This window comes from Anabaena sp. CCY 9613 (genome assembly GCF_963920895.1).
GTDB lineage: Bacteria > Cyanobacteriota > Cyanobacteriia > Cyanobacteriales > Nostocaceae > Cyanocohniella.
The window spans coordinates 360,078-378,675 of the sequence record NZ_CAWUDE010000002.1 but is presented as its reverse complement, the minus strand read 5'-3'; the positions used below and the strand labels follow the sequence as shown (position 1 = coordinate 378,675).

Sequence of the window (18,598 nt, the reverse complement as noted above, 5' to 3'; positions counted from 1 at the left end):
CCTTGCTGGTATCATTCAGCAACTTGGATTAATTGATGCTGTTGCACAGTACCGAGAACACGGTAAGGGGTAGTTGATTGCGTCGCCTGAACAGCAGAAGTCCAAGCATAGCTAGAAGCTGGCAATTGGGAAATGGATTCTACTGGTTCACCATGAAGAGGAGTGTAAAAATTGAGTAGTACACCAGTTTTACCTTCCACTTGCACAAAGTAAATCGGATGAGTTTGGAGAATCGAGGCGATCGCAGGCTGTTGGAGAAAATTTTTCACCTCAGGGTTATAATCACTAAATAAGCCCAAACTACCTGCCACAGCCAAAGCTAGCCAACAAGGAATTAACCAACCAGCTAGCCAATAACCAGTAGTGAGAAACTTTTGATGCCATTGGTAACGACCAATCCACACCATCGGCAAAATTAACCAACCCAAACCCATAATTAAGCCGATAAGTGCGTATTTGCGGATATCAACATCATTTACCCACATCACCACAACTGTACCTGCTACCACTAGCAAAATACCTAATCCCCCAAAGGCATAACTGAGATTACGCGAAATTTTCTGGATATAGTCATGGGATAATTTTTTGATATCCCTCATCCCCCGCCCCAACCACTCTAAACCCACAGCCGCCAGCAAAGCTATAAAGGGATAAAGACCAAGACTATAGTGAGATAAACGAGTAGAAAAAACACTGAGTTCGGCAAACAATACTACTGGAAAGCCAACTAATATTAATTGATAGCGATTAATAGGATGACGCAATAATAAAACTAAGCCTAAAAGTCCAAAAAAGAACCAAGGAAATGCTTTGAGTGGCACATTCCATAAATAAAATATTACTCCATTCCCCCCACGTTCATTAGACCCTAATTGGAAAACAAATCTGAGTAATTCCTGATAACTATCATTGCCGTAACGTAGCCAGCTAAACCATAACCAACTAAAGGTAGGAATCAAACCGACTATAAAACCTAAATATAAAATGGGGTTGGTAAGATGACGATGACGGCGCTGTTCTCCAATTAAATAAGGTAATAAAGCGATAATTGGTAAAAAAATCATAAAGCTTCTGACCAAGAAGCCCAGACCTAAACTTAAACCAGCAATAACACTCCAAAAATAGTCATATTGAGGATGTAATTCTGCTTTTAATAAACACCAAATTGCTAACAGTACCAGAAATATCATCGGCACATCAGGCGTGCCTAAACGACAATATTGCAACCAGAGAAATTGCACACTTAAAATCGCCCCAGCTAGCCAAGCTAGTCTTTTATTCAGGATGATTTCGCCAATTGCATATATCAGAAATACGCTCAAAATACCCAGCATCATACTCGGTAGTCGCACACTAGTTTCACTAATACCAAACAACTGATAGGAAATCGCAATGATCCAATAAGGGCCTGGGGTTTTATGGTGGACAGTTCCCCAAGGCGCTATCCAATCACCAGATTCAAACATCACACGCGATCGCCTGGCGTAAAGTCCTTCATCATGTGCCATGAGGCTATTTTCCCCAGAACTGAATAACAATAAGGGGAGTAGCCAAAGTAACAAACTAATATAAGGAAATACCGCTGATAAACGGATTTGCTGCCAAATAGGTTGTAATAAACGTAATTTATATAACATTGAATAGATAATATTAAAATATGTTACAAAATAGTTAATGAATTAATACTGACAATTACGCCATTTTAGGGTGAAATCTCCCAAATTTAGATATTTATGCTATTAAAACCTGATCAACGCCAAAAATTAGATGATACGGATGACAAGTTATTTTACGATTATCCCCGCTTTGTCACCCATGTAGATGAAGGATTTATTCAACGGCTAACAGATTTATATGGCGATCGCCTCCAAGTTAACACGCGGATACTTGACCTGATGAGCAGTTGGGTATCTCATCTACCAGAAGAGATGGAATTTGCCCATGTGGAAGGACATGGACTCAATGCAGAAGAACTAGGACGTAATCCCCGGCTAAATCATTACTTTGTCCAAAATATCAACGATAATCCGCAATTACCCCTGCCAGATCAAAGTTTTGATGCGGTTCTCAATTGTGTTTCCGTGCAGTATATGCAATATCCGGAAGCCGTTTTTTCAGAAATTCACCGCATCCTTAAACCGGGTGGTGTAGCAATTATCAGCTTTTCCAACCGCATGTTTTACCAAAAGGCGATTCAGGCTTGGCGAGATGCTTCAGAAGCCACGCGGGTAGAATTAGTCAAGCGCTACTTCACCGCAGTACCCGGATTTACAGATCCAGAGATCATCGTTCATCAATCAACAGTACCGAATTTTTTGCAGTGGTTGGGCGCACCCGGAGGAGATCCATTTTACGCTGCGATCGCTTACCGCATTCATGAATAACTTTGCCGTGCAGGGAAGAAAATAGCTAATTAATTGTAAAGAATTGGTATTAGTAGCACCAGTATGCGGAATCGTACAATGTGCGCTTGATTACTTAATTACACCAGAAAAACTCCACCCTCTAATCTCATCCCCATAGACGAAAAGGTTAGATAAAGCAAGGCTTTAGCAAGGTGGGGACAACTAGTGTTTACTTACTTATACCAATCTAGAAAAATCAAATGTTTCGTTCAAGACTTACTAAAATTGCTACGTTTGCTCTCAGTGTGATTACGTTTAGCTATATTTCTAACTTGTCAATCAATCAGAACGCGATTCAACTGCCATTGGCTCAAGCTGCTAGCGGCCACTGTGGTCCAAGTGGTAGTGCAGCCGGAACCGCTGCAACGAAGTTTTTCTTATTTCCTTATTACGCCACCTTTGATCCTGCATGTAAACAGCATGATATTTGTTATGCCACGTTGACGCAAACAGGTAAAAATAAAGAACAGTGCGAAGCGGAATTTCGCAAGGATCTCTACAAGATTTGCGAAGATCGCTCTCTCTGGGAAAAAATCAGTCGGGACTCCTTTGGTTATCTCACCAATCCCAAACTATGGGGTGGAATTGGCATGACTGGGCCTTGTAAGCGCCAAGCAGATTACGCTTATTGGGCGGTGAGTCAATTGGGTGAAAAGGCCTTGGGTAATCAAGCCATTCATAGTCTGAAAGTGGCCAGTGTTACAGCTAATCGCATCTATGATCGCTGGAGTGATGATGAACTCAAGGTATGTGTCAAAGTCCGCAACGATGGTAACTTGGCCACAGAGTGGGATCTCGTACTACTGGATAAAAAAGGCGCGATTGTCGATACTGAACCGGACACCTACGAACGTAATATCAAAGTGGGTCAAACCGATGAAGAATGTGTTACCACCAGGGGAAGCAGGTATTCTATTTCTGATTTGGGAACGAATGCACAAGTAGTAGTGCGTATGGACGATTATCCTGGTGTGGCACCATTTGCGATGGTAACTAAAATCTCAGTATCAACTCAACGCACACGTGATAAATTTACGTCTGTATCCCACAGTCATCAGAGCCGGATTGAAGCATACAGAGAGTTGCAGCAGATTGGAGCCGGTGCTAATAGGTAAGGTGATTTAATTAGTCAAGAGAGCATATCTGGTATGTTTTTCTACTTCCGCTATGCTCTCACAAGAGTCTAATACAACCAATTGGTTAGCCAATTTCAAGGTTAAAGAATCCTATTCGCAAAATCCGGCTTCTTGACTCATTTGAGTTAGCTTAGTCAAGAATTTATCACGTTTCACGAAATATCCGCAAAATCAAATAAATCATCATAATTTGATGCCAAGTTACAGCAATTGCCCTGTTTGCTATATCTTAGGAGAATTTGCCAACTCAGAGGGTTTTAGTCATGGTACATCAGACATATACAGCAGATATCTTAGTTGTGGGTGGGGGAACCGGAGGAACAGCTGCTGCAATCCAAGCGGCGAGACGGGGAGCGAAAACTATTTTGGTGAGTGAATTTCCTTGGTTGGGGGGAATGCTCACATCGGCTGGGGTATCTGCACCAGATGGGAATGAATTAATGGCTTTCCAAACTGGGTTATGGGGGGCATTTTTACAAGAATTACGGCTGCGTCAGCCAGGAGGATTAGATAATAGCTGGGTCAGCTTTTTTAGTTATGATCCACGTGTTGGGGCAGAGATTTTTGCAGATTGGGTGCAGGAATTATCAAATCTGCATTGGATTTCTGGAAAAGTTCCTTTGGAAGTCTTGCAACAGGAAAACTGTATAACTGGTGTGCGCTTTGCAGATTTGACAGTTACAGCCAAGGTTATTCTCGACGGTACAGAATTAGGTGATTTATTGGCTTTAGCAGAGATACCTCACCGTTGGGGATGGGAGTTGCAATCTGAGTGGGGAGAAATTAGCGCCCCAGTAGATTTTAATCATCTCACAGAGAAATATCCAGTGCAAGCGCCGACTTGGGTAATAGTTATGCAAGACTTTGGCGAAGCCGATGCCCCAGAAATCCTGGCTGCACCTACTTATGATGCATCGTTGTTTGTTGGTGCTTGGGATGATTATGGCCCAGAGAAATTTTTGAATTATGGACGTTGGTCAGGAGGTCGCTTGATGATCAATTGGCCTATCTGTGGCAATGACTATGCTGAAGGAGTGGGACGATTAATCAAGTCAGAACAAGATAAACAAGAATTTTTCCAAGAATCTCGCTGGCATAGTCAAAATTTTGCTCATTTTATCCAAAAAAACTTAGGTAGACGCTATGGTTTAGCGGAGTCAGTCTTTCCCTGTAACCCTAGTGCTTTTGCATTGCATCCTTATTACCGCGAAAGTCGCCGCTTGGTGGGATTAACTACTGTGCGAGAACAGGATATTTTGCCCATGACGGGGGGTATGGTAGCATCACTATTTCCCGATACCATTGCGGTGGGTAACTATGCCAACGATCATCATTATCCTGGGTTTGATTTACCACTACAACCTAAATCTATCTGCTGGGGGGGACGTTGGACTGGTACACCCTTTACGATTCCCTATCGGTGCTTGATTCCCGCTATTGCAGATGGTTTATTAGTTTGTGAAAAGAATATTTCTGTATCTCATATTGCCAATGGCGCTACCAGATTGCAACCTGTAGTCATGGGTATCGGTCAAGCGGCGGGAATGGCAGCGGCTATGTGCGTTGAGTTGAACTGTCAGCCGAGAGATTTACCTGTTAGGCAACTACAAGAGGCTTTGTTAAAAGATTTACAATCTCCTGCATCAATTATACCTTTATTTAATTTAGATTTATCACCCAAATATCCGGAATGGCTTAATTGGCAAGCGTATTACTTAAATGAACCCCAAGCTTATCCATTAAATGGTAATCACCCTAATTCATCTTTAATTAAATATTATTACGCAGAAGATACTTCAGTATTAACACGGCACAGCGACTGTTTTACAGGCGCTTTTCAGCGTCTAAATCAGCAGGATTACCGATTCACGATCGCAACGCCAGGCGCTTATCATGGACAAACTTGGCAGATTGTCACTTGGCGATCGCACATAGATGAGCAGCTACAAGCCGCTGTAAATGGGCAAATGCTGACTATTTGGGGCCGCATGAATCATTCTGGTCAATGGTTATTAGCTGAAAAAATTGAATACGTATCGTTAAAGTAGTTTTTTTTCAGTAAAACACACTACTTTTTTCAAAAATTTCCGGACACACCACAAGAAATTAAGTAGCTCTAAATAAGAAAGTTTAAAAATAGACATTTGTTATGCGAGCTACAACTTCCCTTTTAGTGTCTAGTCTGGTGTTCAGTACCTTAGCTTTTAATTGCCAAGCTAAAGTAAATCGTGCGTCTGAGATCTTACTTTCGCCTTCTGGTTCACAACAATATCAAGCTCAATTTAGTGAACCAGAAAGACCAGTACCACATCGGGGTAGTGGACGCAGAGATTTCATGGAAAAGTCTAGTGCAAATGCTTTTAATTCGTAATTCGTCATCCTGTGTGGGAAGACCTATAGAGCGCGTCTACGTAATTCATCATTGAACGTGAAGTGTCTTGATAAATCAATGGAGACAACGAATTATGATGAAATACCAAGAAATTAATTCACTGGTTTCAGGTATGAAGAGAGTGACCCTGAAACTCAGAGTCACTCTCAAATCTTCAGCCTAAGCAATTTTATCTTTCACAATATGCCGATTTAGAGGCGTGAAAGTTTACTTTTTAGCTTCAGCAATGGGAACCCACTCAGTGTGGAATGTTCCATCTTTGTCAAGACGCTTGTAAGTATGTGCGCCAAAGTAGTCACGTTGTGCTTGAGTCAAGTTTTGAGGCAGGCGATCGCGGCGATAGCTGTCAAAATAATCTAAGGATGCACTAAATGCAGGTACGGGAATACCCAGTTTTGCTGCTGTGATAATCACTTCCCGCCAAGCATCTTGTCTGTCAAGAATTGTCTGCTTAAATTCGGGAGCAAGTAGCAGGTTAGGTAATGCGGGATTTTCGTGAAATGCCTTCTTAATTTTGTTCAAGAAGCCAGCGCGAATAATACAACCGCCCTTCCAAATCCGTGCCATTTCACCCAAATTCAGATCCCAGTTATAAGTCTTGGAAGCTGTAGATAACAGCGCCATACCCTGAGCGTAAGAACAAATTTTGGAACAATAAAGGGCATCACGCACCTTATTCACAAAATCCTTCACATCGCCATCAAACTTAGCACTGGGGCCGGTGAGGCTCTTAGAAGCTGCTACCCGTTCATCTTTAATTGAAGATAGAATCCGGGCATTAACTGCTGCTGTGATGGTGGGAATCGCTACACCCAATTCCAAAGCAGTTTGTACAGTCCAGCGTCCAGTTCCCTTTTGACCGGCTGCGTCAACAATTAAATCGACTAAGGGTTTTTTGGTGTCAGGGTCGATGTAAGGGAAAATATTGGATGTAATCTCAATCAAAAATGAATTGAGTTCGTCGGTGGTGTTCCACTCAGTGAACACTTCATGTAGCTGATTATGATCTAATCCAGCTACGTTTTTCAGCAAGTCATAGGCTTCTGCAATTAACTGCATATCACCGTACTCAATGCCGTTGTGTACCATTTTGACATAGTGACCCGAACCACCGGGGCCAATATAGGTTACACAAGGGCCATCATCAACTTGGGCAGCAATTTTGTTGAAAATTGGTGACAGATACTCATAGGAACTTGGTGTACCACCAGGCATGAGAGAAGGGCCATTGAGAGCGCCTTCTTCACCGCCGCTGACACCCATACCCAGAAACCGCAGTCCAGCGGGTTCTAGTTCCTGAGTGCGGCGTTCTGTATCTTCAAACCAAGAGTTGCCACCGTCGATAATGATATCGCCTTCATCTAGTAAAGGTTTGAGTTGGGCAATCACCGCATCCACTGGCTTACCAGCTTGCACCATCACGAGGATTTTGCGGGGACGTTCCAATGAAGCGACAAATTCTTCTAAGGTAAAGGCGGCTTTGACGTTCCTTCCAGGCGCCCGCTGCGCCATAAACGCGTCCGTTTTTTCTCTGGAGCGGTTATAAACTGCAATTGGGAAGCCATTACGCTCAACATTAAGAGCGATATTCTCGCCCATTACGGCTAATCCAATCACACCAAAGCTTTGTAGTGTCATAAATTAATTTTGGCTAACTCTTGCAGATCCTTTTATCTTTAGGGTAGACCGAGATTTTCGCATCTCTTATAAAGAAGACCTTAAGACTTGAATAAATGACAAAAATCCATAATTAACACAAGGAATTGATTTTATTTTGTATCTAAATCGACAATTGAGTGACAAAATTTGCAAAATTGTTAGTTGAGGGACTGGAGGAAGAAGCAGGGGAGCAGGGAGCAGGGGGGAAATAACTTTCTCACTTTAACCTCTCGCCTCTAGCCTCTATCCTCTAAATTAAAAGACGTATTTTATGAAGGAGTAACCAAAAAATGCTGGCATATGTCCTAGCTTTTGTGGTTGGACTTGGTAGTTTAGCCCTTTACATATCAGCTTTCTTTTTTCCAGAAATCCACCGTAAGAATGATTTTATTTGGAGTGGTGTTGGACTTTTTTATGCCCTGATGTTATGGGTATTTGCACCGCGCATTTCTGGGGGTCTTTTACTCGGTCATGTGGCTAGCGTGGCTCTTTTGGTTTGGTTTGGCTGGCAAACTCTTTCATTACGTCGGCAACTAACCCCACTGCTACAACAAACGCCAATACCCAGTCCTGAGACAGTAAAAACTGATATTCAGCAGCAAGTGACTAAATTATCGCTCCAGGATAGGCTGGCGCAGGTGCAGCAGGGTATTGGTCGCACCTTTGGCGGTGTGAAAGATAAAGTACAAAAGCAACCCGTAACTCCTAAACCTGAAGATATTACCTCTGTGTTGGCAGAGAAATCTGCTGTGGAGATTATCGATAAAACCACTCCCACACCAGAACAACCCGTAGAGGAAGAAGTTACTACCGCCGAGACTGAATCTCAAGCTAAGGTTGTACCAGAAGCCACACCACCAAATCCCCCATCTGCTGAAATGGTGGAAACAGCACAAGCAGAAACGGAGACTGAAGAAAAACAACCGATTCCTGCCGAGGAAATTGCACCGGATGCTGCACTTGCTCCCCCAGCAGAAGCGCAATCGGAACAAATACCACCGAATAATAATCAAACTAGTTGATTGGATTGAAACCCAGCGTTACCTAATATAGCGTTGGGTTTCACTTTGGATTAGTTTAGCTCAATGAGGGTAGGCGATAAGCCCCAGATCTTAGATAAACAATGCTGGAGAAACATCAAAAAATTCTCCCAAGCCAAGGCTTTTGCTTGAGCTTTATCGGTTATTTATAAAAAAATCTCTATCTATTTTACAGTCAATTTTTCCAAAACTATATTCATCAAGACAAATTATGCACTCTATTTTTGGGCGTTGTTGATTAATCGGATGATTTTTGTTTCACGCAAAGGCGCAAAGGTGCAAAGAAGGGAAAGAGCTTTAGTTGATTAATTTTAAAATTATTTTTAACTAGATTTATCCTTGTCTAAAGCTTCCTGGATAGCACGGCGACAAAATTCTGATGGGTCATCTTTTGACTTGACTGCTTCTTTCATAGCTTCTGATACCCGAAAACTGAGATTTGCTGTTAATGGTTCTTCTCTATCTGTCTCGTATGGTTTTAAGTTTTCTGGCTTCCCTTTAGGGTTAGGCATTGTTAAGAAGTATGAAAATAGCTATATCGACGTGCGCGCATGAGAATAGAGTTAAATCGGTGGTGTTCTATAGTCTGGAAAACTGGTACACCACCGATACCACTTTTTAAGAGAGGCAATTCTATTTTATGTTCACGCGCACCGAGTTAGAACTGTTGAGCGTTCCCCAGTTAAAAATGCTCTGTAATCGCTATGGCTTAAAGCCTACTGGGAATCCTGGATACAAAACTAGCTACATCACCACCTTGATGGCCTTTCCTGTACTAGCAATACATCAACTAGAGGAAGGTAAAGGTTTAAAATCACCATCCTTCGGTAGTCTCCAGGAAATAGGTACTACTTTGGATGAGATGGGTAGTCCCACACCTGAACAATCTGCACTCATCAGAATTTCTTTTGAGGGTAGGAGGATGGAGATACCTGCTAGGTATGATCAAGAGAAGCTATTAGCCCTTTATAAAGCTAAGAACCATTTAGAGGAAGTAATTAGCTTGCTGACAATTTAGCGAAACCAATAGAAGCCTCTCGCCTGACTAAAGGGAGGCTTTTTGAGCGATGGCGCAAAGCGCCCACCGGAGGTGAACGCACAAAGCACCCACCGAAAGCGATCGCAACTCTTAAAATAAAGGTAAAAACTCTATGCGGTCTTGATACTCGTTATCAACAGTAACTGTTCTAAATTTTCACCAACGCTTAATTTTGGACTGAGAATAAATATTCCTGGTATATGATGATTTTGCGCTATGTGATCTGCCAAATGAACTGGCATAGATTTGCGATGATTGATAACTAAAATAAAATCGTTTGCTTCACACCAAAGTAAAATTTCCGGGTCTAATGTTTCTTTTTGTGGAGTTGTTAAATCTCCAATTGCCAAAACAAATAAATCAGGTTTTAGTCGGCGTAATTGAACTGTATAAATTGGAGCAACGTTCTCATCTATGAGATACTTAAGCGCCATGAGTGATGGAAGTAGCCATTTTTTCAGTTTTTAATCCACGTAGTTTTTCTACAACTGGGTTAGGGTTGCGACGTTGTTCTTCTCTCATGCGATCGCCCCACTCTAACCAATCTTTTATGTAAGCATCTACTGTTTGTTTGTTATGTAAGTAGTAAAGAATCGTTGCATAAACTTGTTCTAAAGTCAATGATGTGTAAGTTTGAGCAATCTCTTCTGGAGTTTTAGCACGGAACAGATAATCAAACAAAATTGTTTCAATTCCTATTCGTGTACCTTTTAGCCGAATATCATCAGGCGCTAGAAAATTAAAGTAGTCTTCAAGTTGCATAGTTAACTCAGGCTAATAATATATATTCCCTGATCGTAACATTCAGATATTGAGCGATAATTAATTACACTGCCACTATTTCCGGCTTTAAATTAGGGTCTGCTGGTTCAAAATGTAACACCATAACTTGTGCTGGACGTAAACCAACCGATTCATAGGTTTGTCCATTGCGATCGCTAAATTCTACTTCAAATGCAGCACCATCAGCTAACATTTCCACGATTGTTCCGACTTGACCGCGCAATAAATTATATTCGGGTATATCTTCTGTCAGTGCGACTATATCCAGCAGTTTGGGTGTGCTTTGATTCATTTCAGATACCCTCAAGATATTACAACAAAGGATAGCAACTGGTTAACCTGGGAATATCACTATCAGCTTGAATTATCCAACCAGTGCGGATAGTTGCACTTTTATTTTGCCATTCTAGAGTAAAATCCAGTGTGTAACGTTGCCCAAATTCATCACACCGATTTAAACTAGCTGCTTGAGTTTTGACTTTTGCCAAAATAATTTGACGCAATTCTTCGGCATTATCAGCAGTTATCCCCAAAATTGAGGAAAAAAGACGGGCTTTATCCTTACCTGTAGGATGATTTGCATTAAGACAGTAGTCACGCAGTTTACGAATATCAATGATTGCGTTTTCGGCATTGGGCAGCAAAGGATTTTGGGGAATCATGCCATCTTCTATAATTGATTGGATAACCTGCACATATAATCTTAGGCATGAGACTGTGACAGAACCTGGAAGCTACAAAGATACGGTAAACTTACCCAAGACTAAATTCGATATGCGGGCGAACGCCATCAAGCGGGAACCCGAAATCCAGAAGTTCTGGGAAGAAAATAATATTTACGATCGCCTGTCGCAAAATAACCCCGGCGAATTATTTATACTTCATGATGGGCCTCCCTACGCTAACGGCTCATTCCATAGCGGTCATGCTTTGGGTAAAATTCTTAAAGATATTATTAATCGCTACCAACTGCTAAAAGGGCGTAAGATTCGCTACATTCCTGGTTGGGACTGTCATGGTTTGCCGATTGAGTTAAAGGTTTTGCAGAACATGAAGTCAGCAGAACGGCAAAACTTAACGCCTTTACAATTGCGGCAAAAAGCTAAACAATTTGCACTAGAAGCAGTAGCAGATCAAAGAAAAAGTTGTATACGCTTTGGAATGTGGGGCGATTTTGAACACCCTTACCTGACTTTACAGCCGGAATATGAAGCGGCGCAGATTGGTGTGTTTGGTCAGATGTTTTTGAAAGGATACATCTATCGTGGTTTGAAGCCGGTGCATTGGAGTCCTAGTTCTAAGACGGCTTTGGCTGAGGCGGAGTTGGAATATCCTGAAGGTCACACTTCTCGCAGTATTTATGCGGCTTTCCCTGTGACTGGGTTGGCTGAGGCGGTGAAGCCTGTTTTGGGGGAATATTTGCCGCATTTGAGTGTCGCTATCTGGACTACTACTCCTTGGACGATTCCAGGGAATTTGGCTGTGGCGGTGAATGGTGATTTGAATTATGCGGTGGTGGAGGTTTCGCGCAAAGACGCAAAGACGCAAAGTGAGTATTTGATTGTGGCGGCTGATTTGGTGGAAAGGTTGGCTGCTACTTTGGATGTGGATTTAACGGTGAGGGCTACTTTTAAGGGGCGGGAGTTAGAAGGTTCCACTTATCGTCATCCTTTGTTTGACCGTGAAAGTCCGGTGGTGCTTGGTGGTGATTATATTACTACTGAGTCTGGTACTGGGTTGGTACATACTGCGCCTGGTCATGGTCAGGAGGACTATATTGTTGGTCAGCGTTACAAGTTACCTATCCTTGCACCTGTGGATGATAATGGTGATTTTACTCAGGAGGCGGGTGAGTTTGCTGGGTTGAATGTGCTGGGTGAGGGAAATCAGGCGGTTATTGATGCGTTGACGGCTGCTGGTTCTTTGTTGAAGGAGGAAGCTTACGCCCACAAGTATCCTTATGATTGGCGGACTAAGAAGCCGACGATTTTTCGAGCGACGGAACAATGGTTTGCTTCGGTGGCTGGTTTTAGAGATGAAGCTTTGAAGGCGATCGCCAGTGTAAAATGGATTCCAGCCCAAGGGGAAAATCGCATCACGCCGATGGTGGCTGAACGTTCTGATTGGTGTATTTCTCGTCAGCGTAGTTGGGGTGTACCGATTCCGGTGTTTTACGATGAAGCGACCGGGGAACCGTTATTAAATGAGGAAACTATCAACCATGTCCAAGCTATCATTGCTGAAAAAGGTTCTGATGCTTGGTGGGAACTTTCAGTAGAGGAGTTATTACCCCCGTCTTACCGCAACGATGGTAAGTCTTACCGCAAAGGTACGGACACTATGGATGTGTGGTTTGATTCTGGTTCGTCTTGGGCGGCTGTGGCTAAACAGCGTCCTGAGTTACGTTACCCGGCTGATATGTATTTGGAAGGTTCTGACCAACACCGGGGATGGTTCCAGTCAAGTTTGCTGACTAGTGTAGCTGTAAATGGCATTGCACCTTATAAAACTGTATTGACTCACGGCTTTGTTTTAGATGAACAAGGGCGGAAGATGAGTAAGTCAGAAGGAAATGTAGTTGACCCAAATACATTTATTGAAGGCGGAAAAAATAAAAAAGAAGAACCACCTTATGGTGCAGATGTATTGCGGCTGTGGGTGTCGTCAGTAGATTACTCCTCTGATGTCCGTATTGGTAAAAATATCATCAGGCAGCTCAATGATGTTAGAGGTAAGATTCGCAATACAGCCAGGTTTTTGTTGGGAAGCTTGCATGATTTTGACCCCGAAAAAGATGCAGTACCTCTAGAAGATTTACCAGAACTCGACCGCTATATGCTGCACCGCATGACAGAGGTGTTTGCAGAAGTGACGGCTGCTTTTGAAAGTTTTCAATTCTTCCGCTTCTTCCAAACAGTGCAGAATTTCTGCGTTGTGGATTTATCCAACTTTTATTTAGATGTTGCCAAAGATAGACTGTATATCAGTGCTGCTGATGCTTTCCGTCGTCGCAGCTGTCAAACAGTATTGCAGATTGCTTTAGAGAATTTAGCCAGAGCGATCGCACCTGTGTTGTGTCATACTGCTGAGGATATCTGGCAATATATCCCCTATAAAACACCTTATAAATCGGTATTTGAAGCCGGTTGGGTGCAGGTAGACCAAGCCTGGAGTGACCCAGATTTAGGGGAATTTTGGGAAACTCTGCGACAACTCCGCACCGATGTTAACAAGGTATTGGAACAAGCCAGGGTAGAAAAAATGATTGGTTCTTCCCTAGAAGCGAAAGCCTTAATTCACATCCCCCACAAACAGTTAGGCGATGCTATCAAAGCCTTTAACCCCAAAAAAGGTAACGGGATTGACGAACTGCGGTATTTATTGCTGACTTCCCAAGTGGAAATTTTAGATTCTGGTGAGAAACTGCAAGGATTAAAATATACAGCCAAAACAGTAGATTGGGAAATTGGCGTAGTCAATGCAGATGGACAAAAGTGCGATCGCTGCTGGAATTACTCTGTCCATGTGGGAGAATCACAAGAGCATCCCTTATTATGTGAACGGTGCGTTCCCGCCTTAGCCGGAGAGTTTTAGAGAGTAGAAATACTCCGGTTTGATGCAACCCAGCGTTTCCTAGTGAAGCGTTGGGTTTTGCTGATCAGATGAATATATAAGTAGTAAAATTAAATAGTAAATACTTATCATATAAAATTATGAGTGAAACATTAATAGTTACATTTGATGGTCAATTTTTGCGTCCAGATTTACCTTTAAATTTGGAACCTAACAAGCGTTATGTTATCAAAATTGAATCTGCCATTGAATCAGTGCCTAATGGTAATGCTTGGGATGTATTAGAAGCTCTCATCGGGACAGTTGAGATAGAAAATGAAATGTGTCAAATACCCATAGATTTTATGCAATTTGCTGGTATTGCTAGTGGTGAGGAAGCCACAATTTTACAAACTCTCGAACATGAAATTGAAGAACAGCGATCGTTAGATTTACAAAGACAAATCGACCTGTGAAAAAAGCTTTATTAGATACAAATATCTTGTCATACTTTTTGCGAGGTGAAAAACAAGTTGTCAAAAAATTCAGTGAATACCAACAATTTCACAATAAATTGACTTTTTCTATTCTCACCTACTACGAAATCAAAAGTGGTTTACTCTACAAAGATGCACGAAAACTGTTGCAAAAATTTGAAATACTTGCCAATAGCAGTGAAATTTTTCCACTAGATTTAGAAACAGCTAACATTGCAAGTCTCATTTACACAGACTTACGTCAAAAAGGTTTACTCATTGCTCCGATTGACTTGCTTATTGCAGCATCAGCAATTCAACATGAATGCGTTTTAATTACTGCAAATATCAAACATTTTCAAAATATATCTAATCTAGAATATGACAATTGGGCAGCATCTCCCTTGTCATAAAGATTTACTCTGATGCGCCTTTAGAACAAAGAAAGAAACTCTAACTCTATAGGAAGAAATGCGATCGCTGCTGGAATTACTCTGTCCATGTGGGAGAATCAGCAGAGCATCTCTTGTTGTGTGAACGCTGCATCCCAGCTTTAGCGGGAGAGTTTTAAGAGTCGGGAATAGGCGATAAAACCGAAGAATTAAACCCAGCGTTTCCTAGCGAAGCGTTGGGTTTTACTTTATGCCCTTATCGAGATTTTAAATCAGCGATCGCACCTTTAGTCATAGCAGCTATGGTTTTATCGTTGGCTTTGGGCAAATGATAATACTTGCCTCCGGCTGTTTGCGATAATTCTTTAGCAAAACCAGTTGATACAAATTTACTTTCTGTATCAATTACCAATAGTTGCATTCCTGCGGCGCGAATCCTTGCAGCAATATCTAATAATTCTGCTTTGATATCTGGCTTTTCTCCTGGTTCTAGTTGTTCACCCAAAGAACGCGCCAAGGGAATATTACCCCGGCCATCGGTGATGGCCACAATCACAACTTGCCCAACATCGCCACTCATCTGGGCATTAACGCCAACACGTACAGCTTGAGTTAAACCATGTGCTAAGGGCGAACCACCGCCACAGGGTAATCTTTCTAAACGGTTACGTGCTAAAGCAATGGAACGTGTGGGGGGTAATAATACCTCTGCTTGTTCTCCCCGAAAGGGAATCAATGCTACTTGGTCACGGTTTTGATAAGCTTCTGTTAATAGTTGCATGACTGCGCCTTTAGCCGATTGCATCCTGTTAAGTGCCATTGAACCAGAAGCATCTACCACAAATACAACCAACGCCCCGGCTTTACGTACCAAGCGTTTGGAACGAATATCACTTTGTTCGACAATGACGTTTCTACCTGGGTTTTTTTCGCGTCTAGCTTTTTGATAGGGTGCAGCTGACCTCAGGGTGGCATCTACAGCAATGCGTCGTACTTTACCCTTGGGTAACATCGGCTTAATATAGCGTCCCCGGTCTTCGGAAAAAATTATACTGCGACTACCAGATTTGCCTTGCCGTTTCGCCATTTGGGCAAAATACAGGATGCTATCATCTAAAATCACCCCTTCTGGATCAAAAACAAATTCCTCTGGAATATCAGGTGGTTCTTGTTCTTGATTTTCGTCTTGGTCTTGTTCTTCTTGGTCTTCCTGGTCGTCTTCGTCGTCTTGGTCTTCCTGTTCTGCTTGGTCTTGTGGTGGTGGTGGCGGCGGTGGCGGTGGTTGGTCAGGGGGTGGCGTTTGGACGATGGTTGACCGGGGGACAATGACTAATTCCACAGCCCGGCGTAAATCTTCGGCGTTGACTGTAGTGCGTCCTTCCAAGGCCGCCGCAGCTTTTGCAACGCGCACAGCAAATAATTCAGCGCGATGTCCTTGGACTCCACCACGAATCGCTTCATCTACTAAATAGGCAATTTGTTCTTGGGTAATGGTGACTTCTTTTAACCATTCCCGCGCCAAGATAATTTGAGTTTTCAGGCCGTCTAAGTCTTCGTTATATTGCTGGAGAAACTCTTGGGGAGATTGAGAGTAGGCGATCGCTTGCTCTACTGCTGCTACTCTTTGATCTAAGCCCAGTACACCATCAGCAGAAAGGGAGATGGCAATTCTATCAAGTAAATGCTCCCGTAATCCGCCTTCTTCTGGATTATAGGTGGCAATAAATAAGGATTTGCAAGGATGCTGAAAACTAATTCCCTCACGTTCTATTTGGTTGCGCCCTTCAGATAATACTGTGAGTAGCTGATTGGAGATTTGATCATCTAATAAATTCAATTCATCCACATACAGCACACCTCGGTTGGCTGTGGCGAGTAACCCAGGCTGAAAAATGGTATCACCTTGTTGGACAGATTTTTCGACATCCACAGAACCCAAAAGTCTGTCTTCTGTCACTCCCAAGGGTATCTGCACAAAAGGTGCTGGGACAATTTCGGTGGGGACATGGTTAATATCTTGATCTGCGTACTCTGCTGATAGATAATCATCCCAATCTTCTGGACGGTTGGGGTCGCAGTTGCTAATGGAGCCTTTAACAATTTCGATGGGTGGTAGTAAGGCATGAATAGCACGAGCCATAACTGATTTTGCCGTACCACGACGACCTGCGATCGCTACTCCCCCCAAACCAGGATCGACTGCTGCTAACAGCAAGGCTAATTTAATTGCTTCTTGGCCGACTACGGCTGTCAAGGGAAAGGCTGTAATTGTAGGGTTTAAAGTAGGCGCGGGCATGGTTAGCAAAATAGCTGGTCTCGGCTTTTAGCATAGCAATTTCTGGCACACTTAGAATATACGATATAGAAATTTGGGAGCAAGTTGATGAGTATTGCTCAAGCTAAACGTTTTACTTTGGATGAATACCACAGGCTTACAGAACTGGGCTTTTTTCATGAAGATGATCATATTGAATTAATTAATGGAGAAATTATTCAAATGGTATCCAAGGGTACAGCCCACGAAACTTGTTTACGAAATTTGTTGCGGGAACTGCCAAAACTTGTAGGAGATAGGGCAACATTGCAATCTCAAGCCCCAATTGCTTTACCACCTAACAGCGAACCTGAGCCAGATTTTGCCATTGTCAAAAATCGAGATGATAATTATCTTTCATCTCACCCTGTCCCTGTGGATATTTTATTGGTCATGGAAGTTGCTGATTCTTCTTTAGCTTACGACCAAGATGTCAAAATACCTCTTTATGCCCAAGCAGGTATTCATGATTATTGGATCTTTAATTTATTTGATCATCATCTGGAATGTTACAGTGAACCATATTTAGACAATCAAGGAAGATATGGTTATTTAAATAAGCGTATTGTTTTGCCTAATCAGGTAATAGCTTTGCCTTGTTTCCCTGATTTATTGCTCGACTTAAATAAAGTATTTCCACCAAACATTTAAAGTAGCTATAATGCTGGTAATGAGTAGGGCATAAACAAAATGTCACCAAAAACTTTTGATATTGCTGATTTATCGAATAATGTAGCTGATTTATTGTCAGATATTCAAAATCATGTTGAAGTTACCCTAACTCATCAGGGTATTCCTTTTGCAAAAGTTTTGCCATTGCCTCAACCTGAACCTAAAGTTACTGAAACTGAGGTAAATGATGCCTTAAAACCAAGAGTTGCAGGTTTTTGGCAAGGACAAGTTAAGATTGCTGATGATTTTGATGAGACTTCAGAAGAAGTAATTGCAGCATTTTATGGGGATGAGTAGTGAGTTTTTTGTTAGATACTCATGTTTTGTTGTGGTTTTTAGAAAATGATTCTAAATTGTCATATCAGGTAAGAGAGGTAATTACTAATCCTGAAAATTTAATTTTTGTTAGTGCGATTAGTGCTTGGGAGATTTCAATTAAACAGTCTTTAGGAAAGTTAATTGCTCCTAATAATTTGGAGGAGGCTTTACGATTTAGTCGTTTTGAGATTTTGTCTATGACGTTGGCACATGGAATAAAGGTTGCGGATTTACCTCTACACCATAAAGATCCTTTTGATAGGATATTAATTGCTCAAGCTTTGGTAGAAGGTTTAACAATTATAACAGTAGACCAAAAGTTTAAATTTTATGATGTCCCATTATTATCTGATGATTGGGGATAGTTCAAAATTATCGAAATTTACTAGATAATATGCCTTTATGCTGTGATTAACAAGC

At 41.9% G+C, this 18,598-nt stretch carries 20 protein-coding genes and 1 pseudogene; 13 read left to right on the top strand and 8 right to left on the bottom strand.

All coding sequences use genetic code 11. The features are described from left to right. Positions 1-11: 11 nt before the first annotated feature. Positions 12-1,637, bottom strand: a complete 1,626-nt coding sequence (locus ACM0OT_RS03510; RefSeq protein WP_414562751.1) for an ArnT family glycosyltransferase — start codon at positions 1,635-1,637, stop codon at positions 12-14. Positions 1,638-1,733: 96 nt separating this feature from the next. Here ACM0OT_RS03510 and ACM0OT_RS03505 point away from each other — a divergent pair, with 96 nt between their 5' ends. The 4 genes from ACM0OT_RS03505 (at position 1,734) to patX (ending at position 5,912) form a co-directional block, all read left to right on the top strand. Further along, a complete protein-coding gene (locus tag ACM0OT_RS03505; protein ID WP_414562749.1) occupies positions 1,734-2,384 on the top strand; it encodes a class I SAM-dependent methyltransferase in 651 nt (216 codons plus the stop codon). Positions 2,385-2,605: 221 nt separating this feature from the next. Continuing rightward, positions 2,606-3,520, top strand: a complete 915-nt coding sequence (locus ACM0OT_RS03500; protein ID WP_414562747.1) for a hypothetical protein — start codon at positions 2,606-2,608, stop codon at positions 3,518-3,520. 284 nt (positions 3,521-3,804) lie between these two features. Further along, entirely contained in the window at positions 3,805-5,589 is a 1,785-nt protein-coding gene (locus tag ACM0OT_RS03495; RefSeq protein WP_414562859.1) for an FAD-dependent oxidoreductase, read from the top strand. A 101-nt stretch (positions 5,590-5,690) separates the two neighbouring features. Then, on the top strand, positions 5,691-5,912 hold the full coding sequence (gene patX, locus ACM0OT_RS03490; RefSeq protein ID WP_414562745.1) for a heterocyst-inhibiting protein PatX: 222 nt from the start codon (positions 5,691-5,693) through the stop codon (positions 5,910-5,912). A gap of 228 nt (positions 5,913-6,140) precedes the next feature. Here the strand turns inward: patX and gndA are convergent, their stop codons facing one another. Then, entirely contained in the window at positions 6,141-7,571 is a 1,431-nt protein-coding gene (gene gndA, locus ACM0OT_RS03485; RefSeq protein WP_414541194.1) for an NADP-dependent phosphogluconate dehydrogenase, read from the bottom strand. 311 nt (positions 7,572-7,882) lie between these two features. Here gndA and ACM0OT_RS03480 point away from each other — a divergent pair, with 311 nt between their 5' ends. Continuing rightward, positions 7,883-8,614, top strand: coding sequence for a Ycf66 family protein (locus ACM0OT_RS03480; protein ID WP_414562744.1), 732 nt, complete (start codon positions 7,883-7,885; stop codon positions 8,612-8,614). A gap of 341 nt (positions 8,615-8,955) precedes the next feature. Here ACM0OT_RS03480 and ACM0OT_RS03475 read toward each other — a convergent pair whose 3' ends face one another. Further along, positions 8,956-9,144 carry a hypothetical protein gene (locus tag ACM0OT_RS03475; RefSeq protein WP_414562742.1) on the bottom strand — a complete coding sequence of 63 codons (189 nt, stop codon included), beginning with the start codon at positions 9,142-9,144 and terminating at the stop codon, positions 8,956-8,958. A gap of 128 nt (positions 9,145-9,272) precedes the next feature. Here ACM0OT_RS03475 and ACM0OT_RS03470 point away from each other — a divergent pair, with 128 nt between their 5' ends. Continuing rightward, positions 9,273-9,650: a hypothetical protein gene (locus tag ACM0OT_RS03470; protein WP_414562740.1), complete on the top strand. Its 378-nt coding sequence runs from the start codon at positions 9,273-9,275 to the stop codon at positions 9,648-9,650. 131 nt (positions 9,651-9,781) lie between these two features. Here the strand turns inward: ACM0OT_RS03470 and ACM0OT_RS03465 are convergent, their stop codons facing one another. From ACM0OT_RS03465 to ACM0OT_RS03450, 4 genes are all read right to left on the bottom strand, one after another. After that, positions 9,782-10,105 carry a hypothetical protein gene (locus tag ACM0OT_RS03465; RefSeq protein WP_414562739.1) on the bottom strand — a complete coding sequence of 108 codons (324 nt, stop codon included), beginning with the start codon at positions 10,103-10,105 and terminating at the stop codon, positions 9,782-9,784. Next, the gene (locus ACM0OT_RS03460; RefSeq protein WP_414562738.1) at positions 10,095-10,433 is read right to left on the bottom strand and encodes a DUF433 domain-containing protein; all 339 of its coding nucleotides are present in this window, start codon (positions 10,431-10,433) and stop codon (positions 10,095-10,097) included. The genes ACM0OT_RS03465 and ACM0OT_RS03460 overlap by 11 nt, the downstream gene beginning before the upstream one ends. Before the next feature lie 64 nt (positions 10,434-10,497). Then, positions 10,498-10,746 (bottom strand): DUF4926 domain-containing protein, encoded by a 249-nt coding sequence (locus tag ACM0OT_RS03455; RefSeq protein ID WP_414562737.1) that lies wholly within the window; start codon positions 10,744-10,746, stop codon positions 10,498-10,500. 19 nt (positions 10,747-10,765) lie between these two features. Continuing rightward, positions 10,766-11,149, bottom strand: coding sequence for a DUF6883 domain-containing protein (locus tag ACM0OT_RS03450; protein WP_414562736.1), 384 nt, complete (start codon positions 11,147-11,149; stop codon positions 10,766-10,768). A gap of 22 nt (positions 11,150-11,171) precedes the next feature. Between ACM0OT_RS03450 and ileS the strand changes: the two genes are divergently transcribed. From ileS to ACM0OT_RS03430, 4 genes and pseudogenes are all read left to right on the top strand, one after another. Beyond that, positions 11,172-14,048: an isoleucine--tRNA ligase gene (gene ileS / locus ACM0OT_RS03445; RefSeq protein WP_414562734.1), complete on the top strand. Its 2,877-nt coding sequence runs from the start codon at positions 11,172-11,174 to the stop codon at positions 14,046-14,048. A gap of 119 nt (positions 14,049-14,167) precedes the next feature. Beyond that, positions 14,168-14,482, top strand: a complete 315-nt coding sequence (locus ACM0OT_RS03440) for a hypothetical protein (protein ID WP_414562733.1) — start codon at positions 14,168-14,170, stop codon at positions 14,480-14,482. After that, on the top strand, positions 14,479-14,895 hold the full coding sequence (locus ACM0OT_RS03435; RefSeq protein WP_414562731.1) for a type II toxin-antitoxin system VapC family toxin: 417 nt from the start codon (positions 14,479-14,481) through the stop codon (positions 14,893-14,895). Before ACM0OT_RS03440 ends, ACM0OT_RS03435 begins: the two co-directional genes overlap by 4 nt. A 53-nt stretch (positions 14,896-14,948) precedes the next feature. Then, a pseudogene (locus ACM0OT_RS03430) lies at positions 14,949-15,053 on the top strand (zinc finger domain-containing protein); the annotation flags it as partial. Between the two features lie 77 nt (positions 15,054-15,130). Here the strand turns inward: ACM0OT_RS03430 and bchD are convergent. Beyond that, entirely contained in the window at positions 15,131-17,170 is a 2,040-nt protein-coding gene (gene bchD / locus ACM0OT_RS03425) for a magnesium chelatase ATPase subunit D (protein ID WP_414562730.1), read from the bottom strand. An 87-nt stretch (positions 17,171-17,257) separates the two neighbouring features. On the opposite strand from bchD, the gene ACM0OT_RS03420 reads away from it, so the two are divergent. The 3 genes from ACM0OT_RS03420 to ACM0OT_RS03410 are packed head-to-tail and all read left to right on the top strand — an operon-like array spanning position 17,258 to position 18,543. Further along, the gene (locus tag ACM0OT_RS03420) at positions 17,258-17,839 is read left to right on the top strand and encodes a Uma2 family endonuclease (protein WP_414562728.1); all 582 of its coding nucleotides are present in this window, start codon (positions 17,258-17,260) and stop codon (positions 17,837-17,839) included. 39 nt (positions 17,840-17,878) lie between these two features. Continuing rightward, positions 17,879-18,157 (top strand): hypothetical protein, encoded by a 279-nt coding sequence (locus tag ACM0OT_RS03415; RefSeq protein WP_414541185.1) that lies wholly within the window; start codon positions 17,879-17,881, stop codon positions 18,155-18,157. Continuing rightward, a complete protein-coding gene (locus tag ACM0OT_RS03410; protein WP_414562727.1) occupies positions 18,157-18,543 on the top strand; it encodes a type II toxin-antitoxin system VapC family toxin in 387 nt (128 codons plus the stop codon). Before ACM0OT_RS03415 ends, ACM0OT_RS03410 begins: the two co-directional genes overlap by 1 nt. Positions 18,544-18,598: the final 55 nt, after the last annotated feature.